The following is an 18,944-nucleotide window of genomic DNA, read 5'->3' as shown; positions in this document are numbered from 1 at the left end:
ACGGGCGGGGAACGCCCGGAATGTCGGTGCGGTGGTGTAAACAGGGGCCTGATGGGCGCTCTCGATGAACCACTGACCAAGCTCGTCGGCGACCGCACCGCCAAGGTGCTCGCCGACGGCCTCAAGCTGCGCACGGTCGGCGACCTGCTGCACCACTATCCCCGCCGCTACGTCGAACGCGGCCAGCTCACCAGCCTGGACGAGCTGGAGATCGACGAGCACGTCACCGTGCTGGCCCGGATCGAGAAGGTCACCCTGATCCCGTTCCGCGGGCGCAAGGGCGACCGCCTGGAGGTCGTCGTCACCGACGGCCGCAGCCGGCTCTCGCTGGTCTTCTTCAACCAGGGCTGGCGGCAGAAGGAGCTGAAGGCGGGCGCCCAGGGGCTGTTCGCCGGCAAGGTCGGCGTCTTCAACCGGAGCCGCCAGCTCGTCTCGCCGGACTACCAGCTGCTGGACGAGGACGCCGGCTCCGACGCGGCCCGGCAGTTCGCCGGCCGGCTCATCCCGGTGTACGGCGCCAGCGCCCAGATGCCCAGCTGGAAGCTGTCCATCTGCATCGAGACCGCTCTCACCAAGCACCTGGCCGACGTCGGCGAGCCGCTGCCCGCCGAACTGCGCGAGCGGCACGACCTGATCCCACTGCCCGAGGCGCTGGAGCTGATCCACCGGCCGCGCAGTCACGCAGACCGCGAGCGGGCCCAGAGCCGGCTCCGCTGGGACGAGGCCTTCGTCCTCCAGGTCGCCCTCGCCCGGCGCCGGGCCGCCGACTCCGCACTGCCCGCCGTCCCGCGCAGGCCGCGTGCGGACGGCCTGCTGGACGCCTTCGACGCCCGGCTCCCGTTCACCCTCACCGAGGGCCAGCAGAAGGTCTCCGCCGAGATCGCCGCCGACCTGGCGAGCGAGCACCCGATGCACCGGCTGCTCCAGGGCGAGGTCGGCTCCGGGAAGACGCTCGTCGCGCTCCGGGCCATGCTCGCCGTGGTCGACGCGGGCGGCCAGGCCGTGCTGCTGGCGCCCACCGAGGTCCTCGCGCAGCAGCACCACCGCTCGATCGTCGAGATGATGGGCGACCTCGCCGAGGGCGGCATGCTCGGGGGCTCGGACCTCGGCACCCGGGTCGTGCTGCTGACCGGCTCGATGGGCGTCCCGGCGCGTCGTCAGGCGCTGCTCGACATGGCCTGCGGCGACGCCGGCATCGCGATCGGCACCCATGCGCTGATCGAGGACAAGGTGCAGTTCCAGGACCTGGGCCTGGTCGTGGTGGACGAGCAGCACCGCTTCGGCGTCGAGCAGCGGGACGCGCTGCGGGCCAAGGGCGGACAGCCGCCGCACCTGTTGGTGATGACGGCCACTCCGATCCCGCGCACGGTCGCGATGACCGTCTTCGGGGACTTGGAGACGTCGGTGCTGGACCAGCTGCCGGCCGGCCGCTCGCCGATCTCCACACACGTCGTCCCGGCCGTGGAGAAGCCCAGCTTCCTGGCCCGCGCCTGGGAGCGGGTCCGCGAGGAGGTGGCCAAGGGCCACCAGGCGTACGTGGTCTGCCCCCGGATCGGGGACGAGGAGCCCGCCGAGCCGAAGAAGCGGCGCAAGGCCGTCGAGGAGGACCTGGAGGACGTCGCGGACGTCGGCGCCGACGGGCGCCGGCCCCCGCTCTCCGTCGTGGAGACCGCCGAGATGCTGGTGAAGGGACCGCTGGCCGGGCTGCGGGTGGAGATCCTGCACGGCCGGCTGGCCCCGGACGCCAAGGACGAGGTGATGCGCCGGTTCGCCGCCGGCGAGGTCGACGTGCTGGTGGCCACCACGGTGATCGAGGTCGGCGTGAACGTGCCGAACTCCACCGCCATGGTGATCATGGACGCCGACCGGTTCGGCGTCTCCCAACTGCACCAGCTGCGCGGCCGGGTCGGGCGCGGCAGTGCGGCCGGCCTCTGCCTGCTGGTCAGCGACATGCCCGCGGCCAGCGCGGCCCGGGCCCGGCTGGACGCGGTGGCCGGCACCCTGGACGGCTTCGAGCTCTCCCGGATCGACCTCGAACAGCGCCGCGAGGGCGACGTGCTGGGGCAGGCGCAGTCCGGGGTGAAGTCCTCGCTGAAGGTGCTCTCCGTGCTGGAGGACGAGGAGGTCATCGTGACCGCACGCGCCGAGGCCGCCCGGCTGGTCGCCGCGGACCCCGACCTGACCGCCCATCCGGAGCTGCGCACCGCGCTGGAGAGCCTGCTCGACGCGGACCGCGCGGCCTACATGGAGAAGGGCTGAGGGCGGGCGCGCGGGCCGCCGCGATGTCAGACCCCCGGGAGAGAATGTAGTTGTTCGGGACGCACCCTCAAGGTGCTTACCCGGCACGACATTTGGGGGTCCTGCCATGGCATTCCGTCATCTCAACGAGCTCCCGCTGGGCGACAAGGTCTTCCGGATCGAACTCGCCAGCGACGACGACCGCGAGGTCACCCTCACCCTGACCGGCTGGCGCGAGGGAGAGGCCACCGCGCCCCTCGCCTCGGGCAAGCTCCGCCTGCCGGTCGAGGACGTCGCCTCGCTGCGGATCGCGCTGAACCGGGCGCTCCGGGCCCTGGCGATCGTCGCCGACGTCTCCGAGCCCATCCCCGACCGCGACGTGCTGCGCGAGCTCTACCCCGGCCACGGCGCCCCCTGGGTGCCGCAGCACGAGGAGGAGCTGGTCCGGCGGTTCCACGACGGCGAGACCGTCGCCCGGATCGCCGCCCGCTTCGGCCGCACGCCCGACTCCGTCCGCACCAAGCTGCGCGAGCTCGGGCACGACCCGCGCCGCCCCGAGTTCTGCCCGCCCGACGGCTGCCTCTCCTGGTCCCGCTACGCCTCTCCGGCGCTCCTCGGTGCGGCGGTCCCGGCCCGGCCCACGGGGACGGACGCGGGCTGAGCCACCCGCCCCGCACGGCCCGCACGGCCCCGCCGGTCCGTCCGGCGGGGCCGTGCGCCGTCCGGGGCGCGGGCCCCCACCCGGGTCCGGGGCGGGATAGCGTGGTCGGGCAGCGACGAAAGGACCTTCCACCACCATGACCCGCGTCATCGCCGGGGCGGCCGGCGGCCGCCGGCTGGCCGTACCGCCCGGCCGGGGCACCCGCCCGACCTCCGACAAGGCCCGCGAGGCGATGTTCTCCACCCTGGAGTCGCTGCGCGGCACCCTGCACGGGGCCCGGATGCTGGACCTGTTCGGCGGGTCGGGCGCGGTCGGTCTGGAGGCGCTGTCCCGCGGGGCCGAGCACGTCCTGCTGGTCGAGGCGGACGCCCAGGCGGCCCGGGTGATCCGGGAGAACGTCCGGACCGTCGGCCTGTCCGGGGCACTGGTGAAGTCGGCCCGGGCCGAGAAGGTGATCGCCGGGCCCGCCCCGGAGGCCCCGTACGACCTGGTCTTCCTCGACCCGCCGTACGCCGTCACCGACGACGAGGTGCGGGAGATGCTGATCACACTGTCGGCGGGGGGCTGGCTCGCGGACGACGCACTCGTCACCGTGGAGCGCAGCACCCGCGGCGGTGAGTTCGGCTGGCCCGGCGGCTTCGAGGTGCTGCGCTCCCGCCGCTACGGCGAGGGCACCCTCTGGTACGGTCGCGCCGCCGCCGAGACCCGCCACCACCCCTAGCGGGCCGAGGAGGCCCGCAGCACCCGCCACCCACGAGGGAGCACCACGCCATGCGCCGCGCCGTCTGCCCCGGTTCGTTCGACCCGATCACCAACGGTCACCTCGACATCATCGAGCGGGCCTCGAAGCTGTACGACGTGGTGCACGTCGCGGTCGCGGTCAACCGGAACAAGCAGGGCATGTTCACCATCGACGAGCGGATCGCCCTGATCGAGGAGGTCACGGCGCCCTACGGGAACATCGTGGTCGAGTCCCACCTCGGCCTGCTGGTGGACTTCTGCCGGGACCGCGGCATCCCGGCGATCGTCAAGGGGCTGCGCGCGGTCAGCGACTTCGACTACGAGTTGCAGATGGCCCAGATGAACCACGGCCTGACCGGTGTCGAGACGCTCTTCGTGCCCACCTCGCCGACCTACAGCTTCCTGTCCTCCACGCTGGTCAAGGAGGTCGCCTCGTACGGGGGCGACGTCTCGCACCTGCTGCCCGAGGTGGTGCACCGCCGGCTGGTCGAGCGGATCGCGGAGCGTAAGGCGGAGCAGTAGGCGGTCCACCTGCCGGGCGCCCGGCGGGCGGTCCTTTTCTGCCGGTTCGTCACCACTTGTCCCGGGCCCGGGCGGGCGCCGGGGTCCGGTCGTTGTGACCTCGGCCCGGAGTGGCCGTACAGTCTGTAGTCCTGCCCTGCGGTGAGTTCCACCGCGCCGGGCCTGCCTCCGCCGGAGCGTCGGCGGCACACGGAAAGACGGAGTCCCGTGGACGTGCAGAACAAGGTCGACGAGATCGTCTCGGCCGTCGAGAACGCCCGCTCGATGCCCATGTCGGCCTCCTGCGTGGTGAACCGGGCCGAGCTGATCGGCCTGCTCCAGGAGCTCAGGGAGGCGCTGCCCGCCGAGCTGGCCCAGGCCCAGTCGGTGATGGCCGACCACGAGCAGGTGGTGGCCGACGCCCAGGCCGAGGCCGAGCGGATCATCCACGGCGCGCACACCGAGCGCGGTTCGCTGATCTCCGACACCGAGGTGGTCCGCCGGGCCCAGGCCGAGGCCGACCGGATCCTCGCCGAGGCCCGCGCGGAGGTCGACACCAAGCGCGCCGAGGCCGACGACTACGTGGACAGCAAGCTGGCCAACTTCGAGGTCGTGCTCACCAAGACGCTCGGTGCGGTCGGCCGCGGCCGGACCAAGCTGCGCGGCGACTCCAGCGTCTTCGAGGCCGACCACGACGGCGAGACCGACGGCGAGGAGTTCCAGCCGCAGCGGATCAGCCCGAGCCCGGAGGTCGACGAGTACGTCGATGTGAAGCTGGCCACCCTGGAGAACGTGCTCGGCGCGACCCTGGAGGCGGTCGGCAAGGGCCGGGACAAGCTGCTCGGCAAGCGCCCGATCGACGAGCTGGGCGCCTACCTGGCCGCCGCCGACCAGGCCCAGCAGGCCAAGGACCGCGCCGAGGCGGTCGCGGCGGGCTTCGCCACCGACGCCGACGGCGAGGAGGTGCCGTGGTACCGCGAGGAGGTGCCGCAGCAGCAGACCTGGCCCGAGCAGACGCCGGCCGCGGCCGGCTGGCAGCAGCCCGGCGTCGACCAGTACGGGGCCGCGCAGCAGCCCGGCGGCCAGTACGCCGAGGTGTACGGCGGCGGCTTCGACCCGGTCGGCCAGGCCGACCCGTACGGCGCGCAGTACGGCTACCCGCAGCAGCAGCCGCAGCAGGGCTACCAGGACGGCGGCCAGCAGGGCGGCTACGGCTACCCGCAGCCCCAGCAGGGCTACCAGGCGCAGCAGTACGACGAGTGGGGCCAGCCCCGGCCGGAGGCCGGTGGGGGCTACCCGCAGCAGCCGGCCGTCCCGCCGGCCGTGCCGCACCAGCAGGCCGGCCTGGACGAGACCAGCTTCTTCGACACCAGCATGATCGACATGACCAGGCTGCGGGAGCTCGGCGGCCGCTGACGGGCGTGCTCCGCCGGGGCCGATCGGGACCGAAGTTGGGCCTGGCCGGAGACTCCGGTAGTCTGACCACTCCGGCCTCTCCGTGTCGGGCCGTCGGTCTGCCCGCGCATCGTCCGGCGAGCAGCGCCGCGCATCAGTTCCCTCAGGAAGTCAGGACACCTTGAACCGCCTCGACCACCGCGACCCCCTCGTGTTCGACACGCACGAGCTGGGACGTCGCCCGGGCTCGCTGCGCAAGGTGTCCCGCACCCTGGAGGCCCCCGGGGGCTTCGGGATCATCGATGTGATCGGCGTCCCGGAGAACAGCGAGATCCGGCTGGACCTCCGCCTGGAGTCGGTGGTCGAGGGCGTGCTGGTGACCGGCACCGCCGAGACCCACGTCGAGGGCGAGTGCGTGCGGTGCCTGGAGCCCGTCGACTTCGACGTCGACGTGGACTTCCAGGAGCTGTACTACTACCCGGAGTCCGACGAGCGCCATCGCGCCCGGACCGCCGGGACCGAGGACCTCGACGAGGACTCGGAGGAAGAGACTTACCGTCTGGAGGGCGACTTCTTCGACCTCCGGCCGGTGCTGCGTGACGCGGTGGTGCTCGCACTGCCGCTGCAGCCGGTGTGCCAGGAAGACTGCCTGGGCCTGTGCTCCGAGTGCGGAGCGCGCCTGAGCGACGACCCGGCACACCACCACGACGCCGTCGACCCCCGGTGGGCGGCTCTGCAGGGACTCTCCGCCGACCACGGCGACGAGGCCCGCGGCGACGTCGCTGATCGGCGGCGGGGAATCAAGAACAGCGACACCCGTGAGGGTCTCGCCGAGAACCAGGAGAAGTAGCCGTGGCTGTTCCGAAGCGGAAGATGTCGCGCAGCAACACGCGCCACCGCCGTTCCAACTGGAAGGCCGTTGCCCCGGCCCTCGTGGCGTGCGACCGCTGCCACGAGCCGAAGCTGGCGCACATCGCGTGCCCGAGCTGCGGCACGTACAACCGTCGCCAGGTCCTCTCGGTCTGATCGGCGGGGTGCACGGATCGATGTCGGACGGTAACTCCTCCCGCAAGGCGGCCACCGCCTCGAAGGCTACTTCGGGCGGCGGAAAGGCCGGCGGGCCGGCTTCGACCGAATACGACGTCCTGGAAGGGCGCCTCGGGTACGTACTTGAGCGCGCCCTTCTGGTACGTGCACTGACCCACCGCTCGTACGCGTACGAGAACGGCGGGCTGCCCACCAACGAGCGCCTGGAGTTCCTCGGCGACTCGGTGCTGGGCCTGGTGGTGACCGACACCCTCTACCGCGTCCACCCGGACGTCCCGGAGGGCACGCTCGCCAAGCTGCGCGCCGCGGTGGTCAACTCGCGGGCGCTGGCCGATGTCGGCCGAGGCCTGGAGCTCGGCTCGTTCATCCGCCTCGGCAAGGGCGAGGAGGGCACCGGCGGCCGCGACAAGTCGTCGATCCTCGCCGACACCGTCGAGGCAGTGATCGGCGCCATCTACCTGGACCAGGGCCTGGAGGCGGCGACCGAGTTCGTCCACCGCCTGTTCGACCCGCTGATCGAGGAGTCCTCTCAGCTGGGCGCCGGCCTGGACTGGAAGACCAGCCTCCAGGAGCTCACCGCCTCGGTGGGCATCGGGGTGCCGGAGTACGTGGTCGAGGAGTCCGGCCCGGACCACGAGAAGACCTTCACCGCGGCGGCCCGGGTGGCCGGCGAGGACTTCGGCAGCGGCGTCGGCCGCTCGAAGAAGGAAGCCGAGCAGAAGGCCGCGGAGAGCGCCTGGCGGGCGATCAAGGAGAAGTACGCCGACCGCCTGCCCGACGGCGCCGCCTGAGCACGCAGTACCCTTCCTCCTGCCCGTTCCCGCGTGCCGGAAGGCTGTCGAGGTGCCTGAACTCCCCGAGGTAGAGGTCGTCCGCCGTGGCCTGGCCAACTGGGTCGCCGGGCGGACGGTGGCCGGTGTCGACGTGCTGCACCCGCGTGCGGTGCGCCGCCAGCCAGCCGGGGCGGCGGACTTCGCCGCCCGGCTCACCGGCACCGTGCTCGGCCCCGCGCAGCGCCGCGGCAAGTACCTCTGGCTGCCGCTGGCCGGCTCCGGGGCGGGCTTCTCGCTGATCGGCCACCTCGGGATGAGCGGCCAGCTCCTCGTGCAGGACCCCGCGGTGCCGGACGAGACCCACCTGCGGGTGCGGCTGCGGTTCACCGACGGCGGGCGCGAACTGCGCTTCGTCGACCAGCGGACCTTCGGCGGCCTGGCGGTCGAGGAGGCCGAGCCGGACGACCCCGAGGGCACGCCGGTCTCCATCGCGCACATCGCCCGTGACCCGCTCGACCGGCGATTCGACGACGCCGCGTTCGTGGCCGCGCTGCGGACGAGGCGCACCACGGTCAAGCGGGCCCTGCTGGACCAGACCCTGATCAGCGGCGTGGGCAACATCTACGCGGACGAGGCGCTCTGGCGCTCCCGGCTGCACTACGACCGCCCGACCGCCTCGCTGACCCGCCCGCAGGCCGCGCTCCTGCTGGCCAGCGCCCGGGACGTGATGACCGCGGCCCTGGCCGTCGGCGGCACCAGTTTCGACAGCCTCTACGTCAACGTGAACGGCGAGAGCGGCTACTTCTCCCGCGACCTGGACGCCTACGGCCGGGAGGCGGAGCCGTGCCGCCGCTGCGGCACGGCGATCCGGCGGGCCGCCTGGATGAACCGGTCCAGCTACTTCTGCCCCCGCTGCCAGCGCATCCCGCGCGCCCGCAGCGGGAGCCGGGCACCGCTCAGCTCTTCGTGAGTTCGGGCTCGGACGGGGTGACGGGCTCGGCGGTGCCGTGGCTGTCCTGGCCGAAGTAGGCGACGCCCACCGCCGAGACGACGGCGAGCAGGAAGCCGGCCACGCCGAGCCAGGCCAGGCCGTCCTTGGAGCCGTCCCCGAGCCACAGGACGCCGACCGCACCGGGCAGCACCGTCTCGCCGACCACCAGGGCGGCGGTGGCCCCGTTCACCGAGCCGATCTGCAGCGCGACGGTGTGCACGTACATGCCGCCGATGCCGCCGATCAGGATCGCGTACAGCGCCGGGTCGGAGAGCAGCGCGCCGAGGTCGAACGGCTCGATGCCGTCGAGGATGCGCACGCCGACGCCGAGCGCGCCGAAGCCGAGGCCGGAGAGCAGACCGGCGACGATCGCCCCGTTGGCGCCCATCCGCCGTACCAGCAGGCTGCCGCCGACCAGCAGCGCGGTGGTGACCAGCAGCAGCCACCAGTGGAAGGACATGTCCGCGTGGTGGCCGCCCTCCGGGCCGGCCGAGACGGCGAGCAGCACCAGCGCCGAGCAGAGCACGCCGATCGAGGCCCACTCCAGTTGCTTGAGCCGGATGCCGAGCAGCTTGATGCTGAGCACCGCGGTGATCACCAGGTTGGCGCTGATGATGGTCTGCGAGAGGAACAGCGGCAGCAGCCGCGCGGCCAGCGCGCCGAGCCCGAAGCCGATGAAGTCCAGCACCGTGCCGAGGATGAACTCCCAGGTGACGGCGGCCTTCGCGGTGGAGGCGAGGCTGGGCCCGCCGTGCGCGGTGGTGCCGGCCGAGGCGCCCCCGGCGGCGGCCTCCTCCCGGGCGGAGCGACGCGATCCGACGGCCTGCAGGACCGAACCGGTGCCGTAGCAGGCGGAGGCCGCCACGGCGGTGACGAGGCCGATGAACACCCAGTGCTCCGATCGAGAGAAGGTCAGGAGGAGAAGGTCAAGAGAAGGTCATGGGAACCAGGCCCGGCCACCACTATGCCTGGTCCCGCGGTACGGTCGGACCGCCCCGCGTGCTGCCCGGGCCCCGCCGGGACGTACGTCCGGGCCGGCGGCCGGGTTCCCGCCGCGGGCGGGGTTCAGGGGCGGTCGGGCGAACATCATCCCCGAGGAGGGGGCGGCCCCCGGCGGACGGTGGGGTCGGTTCCGGGAAGTGGTACGCGAGCGGTATGCCCTGCCGGTGCGCCGCCGGCTGTAGCGTCGGTGGCATGGGAACCCTTGCTCCACGACGTTCCCGGAGCGCCGGGCCGCTGGCCCTGGTGGCGGCGCTGCTGGGGCTGTTGTTCCTGCTGGCCCCCGCGGCCTCCGCCGCGGGCGGGTTGGACGACGCGGCCGCCTCGCTCAAGCAGGGCCGGGTGTACGTCGACCCGGCGATGGCGGGCCGGTTCAGCCAGGGCCAGGCCGACGCCCTGACCGAGAAGATCCGCAAGACGGACAAGCCGATCTTCATCGCGGTGGTCCCGGCCGCCGATCCGTACGGCGCCACGACGGTCTTCAACGACCTGCGCACCAAGGTCGGCATCACCGGCACCTACGGCACCTGGCGCGGCGACCAGTTCCAGGCCCGCTCGGACGAGGCGGCGCTGCCGCGCCAGAGCGCCGAGCGGATCGCCGGCGCGTCCTTCCGCTCGCACCCCGGCGACATCGACGCCGTCCTGAACGACTTCGTGGACACCGCCGCACCGCAGGTCAAGGGCCACGGGGTGGACAGCTCCGCGGGCGGCGTCTCCACCGCTGCGGTCGTCGTCCCGCTGGCCCTGCTGGCGCTGGCCGGCACGGGCGTGTTCCTGCTGTTCCGCCGGGCGAAGAAGCGCAAGGAGGAACAGCGCCGGGTCGAGCTGGAGCAGCTGCGCCGGGTGGTGGACGAGGACATCACGGCCTTCGGTGAGGAGCTCGACCGGCTCGACTTCGATCCGGGCGCCGCGGACGCCGACGACGTCCAGCGCGCCGACTACTCGCACGCCCTCGACTCCTACGAGCGGGCCAAGCGGAGCATGGACGGGGCGAAGGGCCCGGAGGACGTCAAGCCGGTCACCGAGGCGCTGGAGGACGGCCGCTTCGCGCTGGCCACGCTGGCCGCCCGGCGGGACGGCAAGCCGCTGCCGGACCGCCGCCCGCCGTGCTTCTTCGACCCCCGGCACGGTCCCTCGGAGCAGGACGCCGACTGGGCACCGGCCGGCGGCGCCGTGCGCACCGTCCCGGTCTGCCGGGCCGACGCGGACCGGCTGGCGGCCGGCCGGGATCCGGACATCCGGACCGTCCCGACCGACCACGGCCCGCAGCCGTACTGGAACGCCGGCCCGGCGTACGGCCCGTGGGCGGGCGGGTACTTCGGCGGCTACGGCGGCGGCCTGCTTCCCGGCCTGCTGGTGGGCACCGCGCTCGGCTCGATGATGGGCTCCCCGGCGTACGCGGCCCCGGTCGACGCCGGCGCGGACTACGACGGCGGGGACTACTCCGGTGCCGATTACGACTCCTCCGACTTCGGCGGTGGGTTCGGCGGCGGGGACTTCGGCGGTGGTGGCGACTTCGGCGGCGGCGGGGACTTCGGCGGCGGGTTCTGACCGGCCGCCGGACCCGGACCCGCGGCGCCCGCCCGGTACGCACCGGGCGGGCGCCGTCGCGTCCGCGGCCGGCGGACGACGCGTTTGAGGACGCGACCCCGTGTGGCAGGCTGGCGCTGTGACCTCCAGCACGCCCCCGGCCCCGCCCGTCCTCCCCGGGCGGCCCTGCTCGATCGCCGCCGCGCTCCACGTGGTCGGCGAGAAATGGGCACTGCTCGCCGTCCGCGAGCTGTTCTACGGCAACCACCGCTTCGACCGGATCGCCCGCAACACCGGTGCGCCGCGCGACCGGCTCACCGCCCGGCTGCGGGCACTGGAGGAGGCCGGGGTGGTCGAGCGCCGCGCGTACAGCGAGCGGCCGCCCCGCTACGAGTACCACCTCACCGAGGCCGGCCGGGACCTCGCGCCGCTCGTCCACGCCCTGCGTGCCTGGGGCGACCGCTGGCAGCTGCCCGAGCACCCGGTCGGGCTCCGGCACGAGCCCGAGGGCCACGAGCCTCACCCGTACGATCCGGCGTGGGTCTGCCGCGGCTGCGGCGAGGAGGCGCGGCGCGGGGAGCTGCGGGTCGAGATCCACAGCCCGGGGTGGACCGTCGAAGGCCCCGTCGCCGCACCGTGAAGCGGGCCACCCCCGCTGCGGATAGGGTCGGCCCCATGCACGGTCGTGAAGCGCACAGCGGTGAACCGGTCCGGGTGACCGCCTGGGTCCGGGGGAAGGTCCAGCAGGTCGGGTTCCGCTGGTGGACCAGGGCGCGGGCGCTGGAGATAGGTCTGACCGGCTACGCGAGCAACCTCGGCGACGGCCGGGTCCAGGTGGTGGCCGAGGGCCTCGCCCTTGAGTGCGAGCAGCTGCTGGCCCTGCTGCGCGGCCCCGACACGCCCGGCAGTGTCAGCGGAGTGACCGAGATCTGGACCGCCGTCGGCTCCGGCTACGAGGGTTTCGAGATCCGCTGAGGCCTGCCGAGGCCCGCCGAGCCCGCTGTTCAGGCGGGTTCCGGCGGATCGCGGACCGGGCGGGCACGAAACGATCGGCAACAGCCGGTGTCATACGGTTGCCATCGGGGCAGACTCGTGGTTGACTCCGCATCGAACGATGATCCACGAGCCCCATGGTGGACCGGCCCGAGGCCGCCCGGCGTGACCACACCGCCAGGCAGGTGACAGGGGCGCGGTAGCGTGCGGTGATCGTGTTGACCCTTTCCGTCTTTGGTGAGACGCTGGAAGCCCGCGCACACGAGCGCGTTATTCCGGTAGGCGTATGCCCTCGTGAGCCCAGCTCACGGCGGTTGCGCCGTAGTGCCCAGCCAGCACTGCCGGTGCGCGCCGCGCGTGCGTCCCCCTTCCCCCTAGACCTGTACCGTTCCGGTTCGGTCACTCAGCGTGGAGGACCATTCATCATGGCAAAGGCGCTTCTCGGGTACGTCGGCGGCCCCGACCCGCGAATGCTCTCCGAGATGCGACGGCTTCAGCGGCGCGTCCAGGACCTCGAAGCGGAGCTCCTTCGGATGCAGGCTGAGAACGACGCGCTCACCGCTGTCGCTGACGAGCACTCGCTGCTCAACAGCATCGATCTGGACCAGCGGGAGCCGGCTCTCACCTGAGTCCCGCCCGGTCACCGAAGATCGACGCCGTTGTGCACTGAGCCGCCCCGCTAGGGACGCAGCTTGCAAGGGACGCCTCGTGGCGTCCCTTCGTCGTGTCCGGGAGCGTTCGCGCCGGTCATGGCCGGATACAGTCGCCGCGGGAGCCCTGGTTTGTCGAGGGCCCCGGCGAGCGAAGAGGAGTCCGGCGCGTGCACCTGAAGAGCCTGACCCTGCGCGGGTTCAAGTCCTTCGCCTCCGCCACCACCCTGCGGTTCGAGCCCGGCATCACCTGCGTGGTGGGGCCCAACGGCTCCGGCAAGTCCAACGTGGTGGACGCACTCTCCTGGGTCATGGGGGAGCAGGGCGCCAAGTCGCTGCGCGGCGGCAAGATGGAGGACGTCATCTTCGCCGGGACCAGTGGGCGCGCCCCGCTCGGTCGCGCCGAGGTCAGCCTCACCATCGACAACTCCGACGGCGCGCTGCCGATCGAGTACGCCGAGGTGACCATCACCCGGACCATGTTCCGCAACGGCGGCAGCGAGTACGCGCTCAACGGCGACACCTGCCGGCTCCTCGACATCCAGGAGCTGCTCTCCGACTCCGGCATCGGCCGTGAGATGCACGTCATCGTCGGACAGGGGCAGCTCGACTCCGTCCTGCACGCCGACCCGATGGGCCGCCGCGCCTTCATCGAGGAGGCCGCCGGTGTCCTCAAGCACCGCAAGCGCAAGGAGAAGGCGCTGCGGAAGCTGGACGCGATGCAGGTCAACCTCAACCGCGTCCAGGACCTGGTGGCCGAGCTGCGCCGCCAACTCGGCCCGCTCGGCCGGCAGGCGAAGATCGCCCGGCGTGCCGCGGGTATCCAGGCGGACCTGCGTGACGCCCGGCTGCGCCTGCTCGCCGACGACCTCCTCACCCTGCGCAGGGCCGTCGAGGCCGAGGTCGCCGACGAGCTGGCGCTGAAGCTGCGCCGCTCCACCGTCGAGCAGGAGCTGGCCCGGGCGATCCAGCGCGAGGCCGTCCTGGAGGCGCAGGTCCAGCAGCTCGGCCCGGGCCTGGAGGCGGCCCGGCAGACCTGGTACCGGCTCTCCGCACTGGCCGAGCGCACCCGCGGCACGGTCGGCCTGGCCGAGGCGCGGGCCCGGCACGCGGCCGCCGGCGGAGTGGCGGAGGAGCGGCGCGGGCGGGATCCGGAGGAGCTGGAGCGGGAGGCCGAGCGGGTCCGGGAGGAGGAGGCCGCGCTGGCCGAGGCGCTGGAGGAGGCCCGGTACGCGCTCGCCGAGGCGGTCGAGACCCGGGGTGGGCTGGAGCGCGAGCTCGCCACGGAGGAGCGGCGGCTGAAGGACGCCGCCCGGGCGATCGCGGACCGCCGGGAGGGCCTGGCCCGCCTCCAGGGGCGGGCCGCGGCCGCGCGCTCCGAGGCGGCCGCGGCCGCGGCCGAGATCGGCAGGCTCGCTCAGGCCCGGGACGAGGCGCTGCTGCGCGCCGAGGCGGCCCGGCAGGAGTACGAGGAGCTGCGCGGGCAGGTCGACGGCGCGGCCGGGGAGGACCAGCGGGCCGACGCCGCGTACGAGGCCGCCCGGGAGCGCCTGGCCGCCGTCGAGCAGGACCTCGCCGCCGCCCGGGAGGCGGCCGGCGCCGCCGAGCGCGAGCGGGCCGGGCTGACCGCACGGCACGAGGCACTGGCGCTGGGGCTGCGCCGCAAGGACGGCACCGGGGCCCTGCTGGCGGCCGACGACCGGCTGGCCGGCCTGCTCGGCCCCGCCGCGGCGCTGCTGCGGATCGCCCCCGGCCACGAGACCGCCCTCGCGGCGGCGTTCGGCGCGGCGGCCGACGCGGTGGCGGTCGACTCGCCCGGCACCGCCGCCGAGGCGCTGCGCCTGCTGCGCAAGGAGGACGCCGGCCGGGCCGCCCTGCTGATCGCCGGTGCGCCCGAACCGTCCACCCCGGCGGGGCGGTTGCCGGCCGGAGCCCGCTGGGCGGCCGAACTGGTGGACGGGCCGGCCGAGTTGCTTCCGGCCGTGCGGGCGCTGCTGGCCGGTGTCGCGGTGGTCGGCTCGCTCGACGAGGCGCTGGCGCTGGTGGCCGCCGACCCCGCCCTGACCGCGGTCACCGCCGAGGGCGATCGACTCGGCGCGGGCGCCGCGTACGGCGGCGCGGGCGGCGCACCGAGCCTGCTGGAGACCCAGGCGGCGGTCGACGAGACCGCCCGCGCGATCGAACAGCTGGCCGGCCGCTGCGCCGGGTCGGCCGAGCGGCTGGCCGAACTCACCGAGCTGCGCCGGGTATCGGCGGCCGAGCGGGAGCAGCTGGGCGCCGAGCGGCGGCAGGCCGAGAGGGAGCGCGCCGACGTCGCCGGTGCGCTCGGCCGGCTCGGCGGGCAGTCCCGGGCCGCCGCCGGCGAGGCCGAACGCCTCACCGCGGCCGCCGGCCGGGCGGAGGAGGGCCTGGCCGGGCTGCTGGCCGCCGCCGAGGAGCTGGCCGAGCGGCTCGCGGTCGCCGAGCAGTCGGCGGAGGAGGGCGAGGACGAGCCGGACCCGGCCGAGCAGCAGCGCCTGGCCGGCGCCGCGACCGCCGCCCGGCAGGGTGAGCTGGAGGCGCGGCTCGCCGTGCGCACCCACGAGGAGCGGGTGCGGGCCCTGAACGGCCGTGCGGACCAGCTGGACAGGGCCGCCCGGGCCGAGCGCGAGGCGCGGGCCCGGGCCGCCGAGCGCCGCCGGCGGGCCGAGCACGACCGCGGGGTGGCGAACGCCGTCGCGGCGGGGGCCCGGCAGCTGCTCGCCTGCCTGGAGGTGTCGCTGGCCCGTGCGGACACCGGCCGGGCGGCCGTCGAGCAGGCGCGCGCCGAGCGCGAGGCGGAGCTCAAGGAGCACCGTGAACACGGGCGCGAGCTCAAGTCGGAGCTGGACAAGCTGGTCGACGCCGGGCATCGGGACGAGGTGCTGCGGGCCGAGAAGCGGCTGCGGATCGAGCAGCTGGAGTCGCGTGCCCTGGAGGAGTTCGGCATCGAGGGCGGCGAGCTGCTCGCCTCGTACGGCCCGGACCGGCTCGTCCCGCCGTCGGCCGCCGACGGGGCCACCGAGGACGGCCGGGAGGTCGGCGAGCCGCGCCCGTACGACCGGGCCGAGCAGGAGAAGCGGCTGAGGGCGGCCGAGAAGGCCTTCCAACAGCTCGGCAAGGTGAACCCGCTCGCCCTGGAGGAGTTCGCGGCGCTGGAGGAGCGGCACCGGTTCCTCGGCGAGCAACTGGACGACCTCAAGCGGAGTCGGCGCGACCTGCTGGACATCGTCAAGGACGTGGACGAGCGGGTCGAGCAGCTGTTCACCTCGGCGTTCCACGACACCGCGGCCCAGTTCGAGGGCGTCTTCGCGCGGCTGTTCCCGGGCGGCGAGGGCCGGCTGGTGCTGACCGATCCGGAGTCGATGCTGACCACCGGCGTCGAGGTGGAGGCCCGTCCGCCGGGCAAGAAGGTCAAGCGACTCTCGCTGCTCTCCGGTGGCGAGCGCTCGCTGACCGCCGTGGCGATGCTGGTGTCGATCTTCAAGGCCCGGCCCAGCCCGTTCTACGTCATGGACGAGGTCGAGGCCGCGCTCGACGAGACCAACCTGCGCCGGCTGGTCGCGATCATGGAGGAGTTGCGGGAGAGTTCCCAGCTGATCGTGATCACCCACCAGAAGCTCACCATGGAGTCCGCCGACGCCCTGTACGGCGTGACCATGAAGGGCGACGGCATCTCCCAGGTGATCAGCCAGCGCCTGCGGTAGGTCGGGGCCGACCGTCCGCGGAGCGCGGCGGGCCGTCCTCCGGTCCCCGGGGCGGCCCGAGGCGCATCGGTGTAGCCCGGCTGCGGTTCATCCGGAGCCCCGTCACGGATACTGGGTTCCGTTATGGAATACGTGATTCTTGCCGTAGTCATCGCCGTGGTCGCCATTGCCGCGATCGCCGGCCTCGTCGTTTCCGGCAGACGACGCCAGCAGCTGCCCCCGAAGTCGCAGGCGCCGGTCATCACGGCGCCCAAGCCCACCCCGAGCGAGCCCCAGGTCGGCGAGGAGGCCGCGCCGCCGACCGAGGAGCCCCGCCGCACCGTCGAGGAGGTGGAGCTTCCCGAGGCCGAGGCCGTGACCGTCCCCGAGACGGTCGAGGAGGAGGTCCCGGCCCTCGAAGTCCCCGAGCCCACTGCCGGCCGGCTGGTCCGGCTGCGGTCCCGGCTCTCGCGTTCGCAGAACTCGCTCGGCAAGGGCCTGCTCTCGCTGCTCTCCCGGGAGCACCTGGACGAGGACACCTGGGAGGAGATCGAGGAGACCCTGCTCACCGCCGATGTCGGCGTGGCCCCCACCCAGGAGCTGGTCGAGCGGCTCCGCACCCGGGTGAAGGTGCTCGGCACCCGCACCCCGGAGGAGCTGCGCGGGCTGCTGCGCGAGGAGCTCGTCGAGCTGATCGGCAAGGACGCCGACCGCACCGTCCACTCCACCAAGCACCAGGAGGGTCCGGCGGTCGTCCTGGTCGTCGGCGTCAACGGCGTCGGCAAGACCACCACCACCGGCAAGCTGGCCCGGGTGCTGGTCGCCGACGGGCGCAAGGTGGTGCTCGGCGCGGCCGACACGTTCCGTGCCGCCGCCGCGGACCAGTTGCAGACCTGGGGCGAGCGGGTCGGCGCGCGGACCGTGCGCGGTCCCGAGGGCGGCGACCCGGCCTCGATCGCGTTCGACGCGGTCAAGGAGGGCATCGCCGAGGGCGCCGACACCGTGCTGGTCGACACCGCCGGCCGACTGCACACCAAGACCGGCCTGATGGACGAGCTGGGCAAGGTCAAGCGGGTCGTCGAGAAGCACGGCCCGGTGGACGAGGTGCTGCTGGTGCTGGACGCCACCACCGGTCAGAACGGCCTGATCCAGGCCCGGGTCTTCGCCGAGGTGGTCGACATCACCGGCATCGTGCTGACCAAGCTGGACGGTACGGCGAAGGGCGGCATCGTGGTCGCGGTCCAGCGCGAGCTGGGCGTGCCGGTCAAGCTGATCGGTCTCGGCGAGGGCGCGGACGACCTGGCGCCGTTCGAACCGGGTGCCTTCGTGGACGCGCTGATCGGGGACTGAGCCCCGGCCGTCACCGCTGAAGGGTCCGCTCCACGGGGGGCGGGCCCTTCGTCGTACCCGCCGTCGTACGGCGGGGAAGCGGGGGACCGTGCGGAGCCGCGCCGCCGGGCAGGCGATGCTACGACGCGAGCCAGGCGGGTTCGGTGGTGCGCTCGCGGCCGCGGTGGCAGGCGTAGGCGAGGGTGCCGAGGAGCAGTCGGGCCTCGGGCGGGCAGCCGGCGTTGTCGCGGGTGGGGCGGCGCAGCCAGCGGACCGGGCCGAGGCCGCCGAGCACGGTGGGCGGCGCGGCGACGTAGCTGCCCTCGCCGTGGCAGGTGAGGTCGAGGGCGGCGTCGTCCCAGCCCATCCGGTACAGCAGGTCGGGCAGCCTGCGGGCGGTGCCGGCGGCGACCAGGAACTGCAGCCGGCCGGTGGGCGCGGCCAGGACCGGGCCGACCTGGGTGCCCATCCGCTCCAGCCGGACCAGGGCCTGCAGGCCGGCCTGCTCGGGGACGTCCAGGACGTCGAAGGCGCGGCCGGTGGGGAACAGCACCGAGACGTCGGCGCCGGATCGGGCGGCGGGCTCGTCGCCGGGGACCGGGTGCAGGCCGGGGGCGCCGCAGCGGGGGGTGCCGCACTTGCAGCGGGCCGGGTCGCCGGTCGGCGCGGCCGGGGTGCCGACGGCGACCGCCCAGCCCCAGCGGCCGGTGTACTCCGCGGCGGCCTGGGACGCGGTGACCCGGGTGCGGCGGCGCACCCCCAGCGGGGCCAACCGCAGGTGCCCCAGTCGAAGTTCGCCGAACAGGTTGTCCATGCCTCCCCCAACAGGTTCTCGTTGCCGATGGTTACGGGACGGTGACTTTGTGTTGATTGTCCGTTGCGTGGTGCGTTGTGCGGTGGCGGCGCGCAGCGCGTGGCGCGCGCCTGTTGCGGCGGTGTGCCTCGGGCGCCCCTTGTGGCGGGCGGGGCCGATGCCGGATCGTCGTGTGCGCGAGACGGTCGTCGATCAGGGCGGGCGGCAAACTCGCCTGTGGCTGCTGTGGGTTGCCGTGCTGAGCCGGATGCCGGTGAGGGCTTGGCGGCCCGCATATGCCGGACCGTCGGGACTACCCAGTGAAGCGTGTGCGGACTTGGTCCGGTTCACTCCTGGGGGTGGCGAAAGGTGGCGTTTCGCCAGGGCCGCTCCCCGGGCCGCCGTGCGGGGCACTACGTTCGGCTCGCGGATGTCGTCGGCGAGTCCGCTCCTGGCCCAGGGGGCGCGGGAGTTGAGGAAACTGACGCAGCGTCCGCGACGATGGCACACCAGTGCGACCAGTGGTTCGGTGTGCGGTTCCGACCGCACCTCAGGTACGGCACGTCTGGCAAGAGCCCGCAACCGTCGGGCGGTCACGA

Annotated in this window: 17 protein-coding genes; 15 read left to right on the top strand and 2 right to left on the bottom strand. The window is 73.8% G+C overall.

Translation table 11 applies throughout. The annotated features are described in order from the left end of the window. Positions 1 to 51 precede the first annotated feature (51 nt). From recG to mutM, 9 genes are all read left to right on the top strand, one after another. On the top strand, positions 52 to 2,259 hold the full coding sequence (gene recG / locus ACF9IK_RS12145) for an ATP-dependent DNA helicase RecG (RefSeq protein ID WP_395294241.1): 2,208 nt from the start codon (positions 52 to 54) through the stop codon (positions 2,257 to 2,259). A gap of 106 nt (positions 2,260 to 2,365) precedes the next feature. Then, positions 2,366 to 2,899: a hypothetical protein gene (locus ACF9IK_RS12140; protein ID WP_395294240.1), complete on the top strand. Its 534-nt coding sequence runs from the start codon at positions 2,366 to 2,368 to the stop codon at positions 2,897 to 2,899. A 136-nt stretch (positions 2,900 to 3,035) separates the two neighbouring features. Further along, positions 3,036 to 3,620: a 16S rRNA (guanine(966)-N(2))-methyltransferase RsmD gene (gene rsmD / locus ACF9IK_RS12135; protein WP_395294239.1), complete on the top strand. Its 585-nt coding sequence runs from the start codon at positions 3,036 to 3,038 to the stop codon at positions 3,618 to 3,620. A gap of 50 nt (positions 3,621 to 3,670) precedes the next feature. Continuing rightward, a complete protein-coding gene (coaD, locus tag ACF9IK_RS12130) occupies positions 3,671 to 4,162 on the top strand; it encodes a pantetheine-phosphate adenylyltransferase (RefSeq protein WP_395294238.1) in 492 nt (163 codons plus the stop codon). A 207-nt stretch (positions 4,163 to 4,369) separates the two neighbouring features. Then, positions 4,370 to 5,557 (top strand): ATP synthase F0 subunit B, encoded by a 1,188-nt coding sequence (locus ACF9IK_RS12125; RefSeq protein WP_395294237.1) that lies wholly within the window; start codon positions 4,370 to 4,372, stop codon positions 5,555 to 5,557. A gap of 160 nt (positions 5,558 to 5,717) precedes the next feature. Next, the gene (locus ACF9IK_RS12120) at positions 5,718 to 6,386 is read left to right on the top strand and encodes a YceD family protein (protein ID WP_395294236.1); all 669 of its coding nucleotides are present in this window, start codon (positions 5,718 to 5,720) and stop codon (positions 6,384 to 6,386) included. A 2-nt stretch (positions 6,387 to 6,388) separates the two neighbouring features. Then, positions 6,389 to 6,562 carry a 50S ribosomal protein L32 gene (gene rpmF / locus ACF9IK_RS12115; protein ID WP_030275709.1) on the top strand — a complete coding sequence of 58 codons (174 nt, stop codon included), beginning with the start codon at positions 6,389 to 6,391 and terminating at the stop codon, positions 6,560 to 6,562. A gap of 20 nt (positions 6,563 to 6,582) precedes the next feature. Next, positions 6,583 to 7,374, top strand: a complete 792-nt coding sequence (gene rnc, locus ACF9IK_RS12110) for a ribonuclease III (protein WP_395294235.1) — start codon at positions 6,583 to 6,585, stop codon at positions 7,372 to 7,374. A 52-nt stretch (positions 7,375 to 7,426) separates the two neighbouring features. Further along, positions 7,427 to 8,326 carry a bifunctional DNA-formamidopyrimidine glycosylase/DNA-(apurinic or apyrimidinic site) lyase gene (mutM, locus tag ACF9IK_RS12105; protein ID WP_395294234.1) on the top strand — a complete coding sequence of 300 codons (900 nt, stop codon included), beginning with the start codon at positions 7,427 to 7,429 and terminating at the stop codon, positions 8,324 to 8,326. Here mutM and ACF9IK_RS12100 read toward each other — a convergent pair. Continuing rightward, positions 8,313 to 9,236 carry a hypothetical protein gene (locus ACF9IK_RS12100; protein WP_395294233.1) on the bottom strand — a complete coding sequence of 308 codons (924 nt, stop codon included), beginning with the start codon at positions 9,234 to 9,236 and terminating at the stop codon, positions 8,313 to 8,315. The genes mutM and ACF9IK_RS12100 overlap by 14 nt on opposite strands. Positions 9,237 to 9,541: 305 nt before the next feature. Here ACF9IK_RS12100 and ACF9IK_RS12095 point away from each other — a divergent pair, with 305 nt between their 5' ends. The 6 genes from ACF9IK_RS12095 (at position 9,542) to ftsY (ending at position 17,573) form a co-directional block, all read left to right on the top strand. Then, positions 9,542 to 10,897: a hypothetical protein gene (locus ACF9IK_RS12095; RefSeq protein WP_395294232.1), complete on the top strand. Its 1,356-nt coding sequence runs from the start codon at positions 9,542 to 9,544 to the stop codon at positions 10,895 to 10,897. A 118-nt stretch (positions 10,898 to 11,015) separates the two neighbouring features. Then, complete coding sequence (locus ACF9IK_RS12090) at positions 11,016 to 11,516, top strand: winged helix-turn-helix transcriptional regulator (protein WP_395294231.1); 501 nt, start codon at positions 11,016 to 11,018, stop codon at positions 11,514 to 11,516. A gap of 35 nt (positions 11,517 to 11,551) precedes the next feature. Continuing rightward, on the top strand, positions 11,552 to 11,851 hold the full coding sequence (locus ACF9IK_RS12085) for an acylphosphatase (RefSeq protein WP_395294230.1): 300 nt from the start codon (positions 11,552 to 11,554) through the stop codon (positions 11,849 to 11,851). A gap of 443 nt (positions 11,852 to 12,294) precedes the next feature. Further along, a complete protein-coding gene (locus ACF9IK_RS12080) occupies positions 12,295 to 12,498 on the top strand; it encodes a hypothetical protein (protein ID WP_238951350.1) in 204 nt (67 codons plus the stop codon). A gap of 191 nt (positions 12,499 to 12,689) precedes the next feature. Then, the gene (gene smc / locus ACF9IK_RS12075) at positions 12,690 to 16,244 is read left to right on the top strand and encodes a chromosome segregation protein SMC (RefSeq protein WP_395294229.1); all 3,555 of its coding nucleotides are present in this window, start codon (positions 12,690 to 12,692) and stop codon (positions 16,242 to 16,244) included. 123 nt (positions 16,245 to 16,367) lie between these two features. Beyond that, complete coding sequence (ftsY, locus tag ACF9IK_RS12070; RefSeq protein WP_395294228.1) at positions 16,368 to 17,573, top strand: signal recognition particle-docking protein FtsY; 1,206 nt, start codon at positions 16,368 to 16,370, stop codon at positions 17,571 to 17,573. 118 nt (positions 17,574 to 17,691) lie between these two features. On the opposite strand, the gene ACF9IK_RS12065 is transcribed toward ftsY, so the two are convergent. Then, entirely contained in the window at positions 17,692 to 18,366 is a 675-nt protein-coding gene (locus ACF9IK_RS12065; RefSeq protein ID WP_395294227.1) for a bifunctional DNA primase/polymerase, read from the bottom strand. Positions 18,367 to 18,944: the final 578 nt, after the last annotated feature.

The sequence above is a fragment of the Kitasatospora hibisci genome, assembly GCF_043950205.1.
Taxonomy (GTDB): Bacteria; Actinomycetota; Actinomycetes; order Streptomycetales; family Streptomycetaceae; genus Kitasatospora; species Kitasatospora hibisci.
This window is presented reverse-complemented; position numbering and strand designations above follow the sequence as displayed.

What these genes read in the sequence shown, in the direction of transcription:
- ACF9IK_RS12065 (WP_395294227.1), bottom strand. Translation starts at nt 18,366, where the DNA reads ATGGACAACCTGTTCGGCGAACTTCGACTGGGGCACCTGCGGTTGGCC.
- ACF9IK_RS12080 (WP_238951350.1), top strand. Translation starts at nt 12,295, where the DNA reads ATGGCAAAGGCGCTTCTCGGGTACGTCGGCGGCCCCGACCCGCGAATG.
- ACF9IK_RS12140 (WP_395294240.1), top strand. Translation starts at nt 2,366, where the DNA reads ATGGCATTCCGTCATCTCAACGAGCTCCCGCTGGGCGACAAGGTCTTC.
- ftsY (WP_395294228.1), top strand. Translation starts at nt 16,368, where the DNA reads ATGGAATACGTGATTCTTGCCGTAGTCATCGCCGTGGTCGCCATTGCC.
- ACF9IK_RS12085 (WP_395294230.1), top strand. Translation starts at nt 11,552, where the DNA reads ATGCACGGTCGTGAAGCGCACAGCGGTGAACCGGTCCGGGTGACCGCC.
- rsmD (WP_395294239.1), top strand. Translation starts at nt 3,036, where the DNA reads ATGACCCGCGTCATCGCCGGGGCGGCCGGCGGCCGCCGGCTGGCCGTA.
- ACF9IK_RS12095 (WP_395294232.1), top strand. Translation starts at nt 9,542, where the DNA reads ATGGGAACCCTTGCTCCACGACGTTCCCGGAGCGCCGGGCCGCTGGCC.
- recG (WP_395294241.1), top strand. Translation starts at nt 52, where the DNA reads ATGGGCGCTCTCGATGAACCACTGACCAAGCTCGTCGGCGACCGCACC.
- coaD (WP_395294238.1), top strand. Translation starts at nt 3,671, where the DNA reads ATGCGCCGCGCCGTCTGCCCCGGTTCGTTCGACCCGATCACCAACGGT.
- rnc (WP_395294235.1), top strand. Translation starts at nt 6,583, where the DNA reads ATGTCGGACGGTAACTCCTCCCGCAAGGCGGCCACCGCCTCGAAGGCT.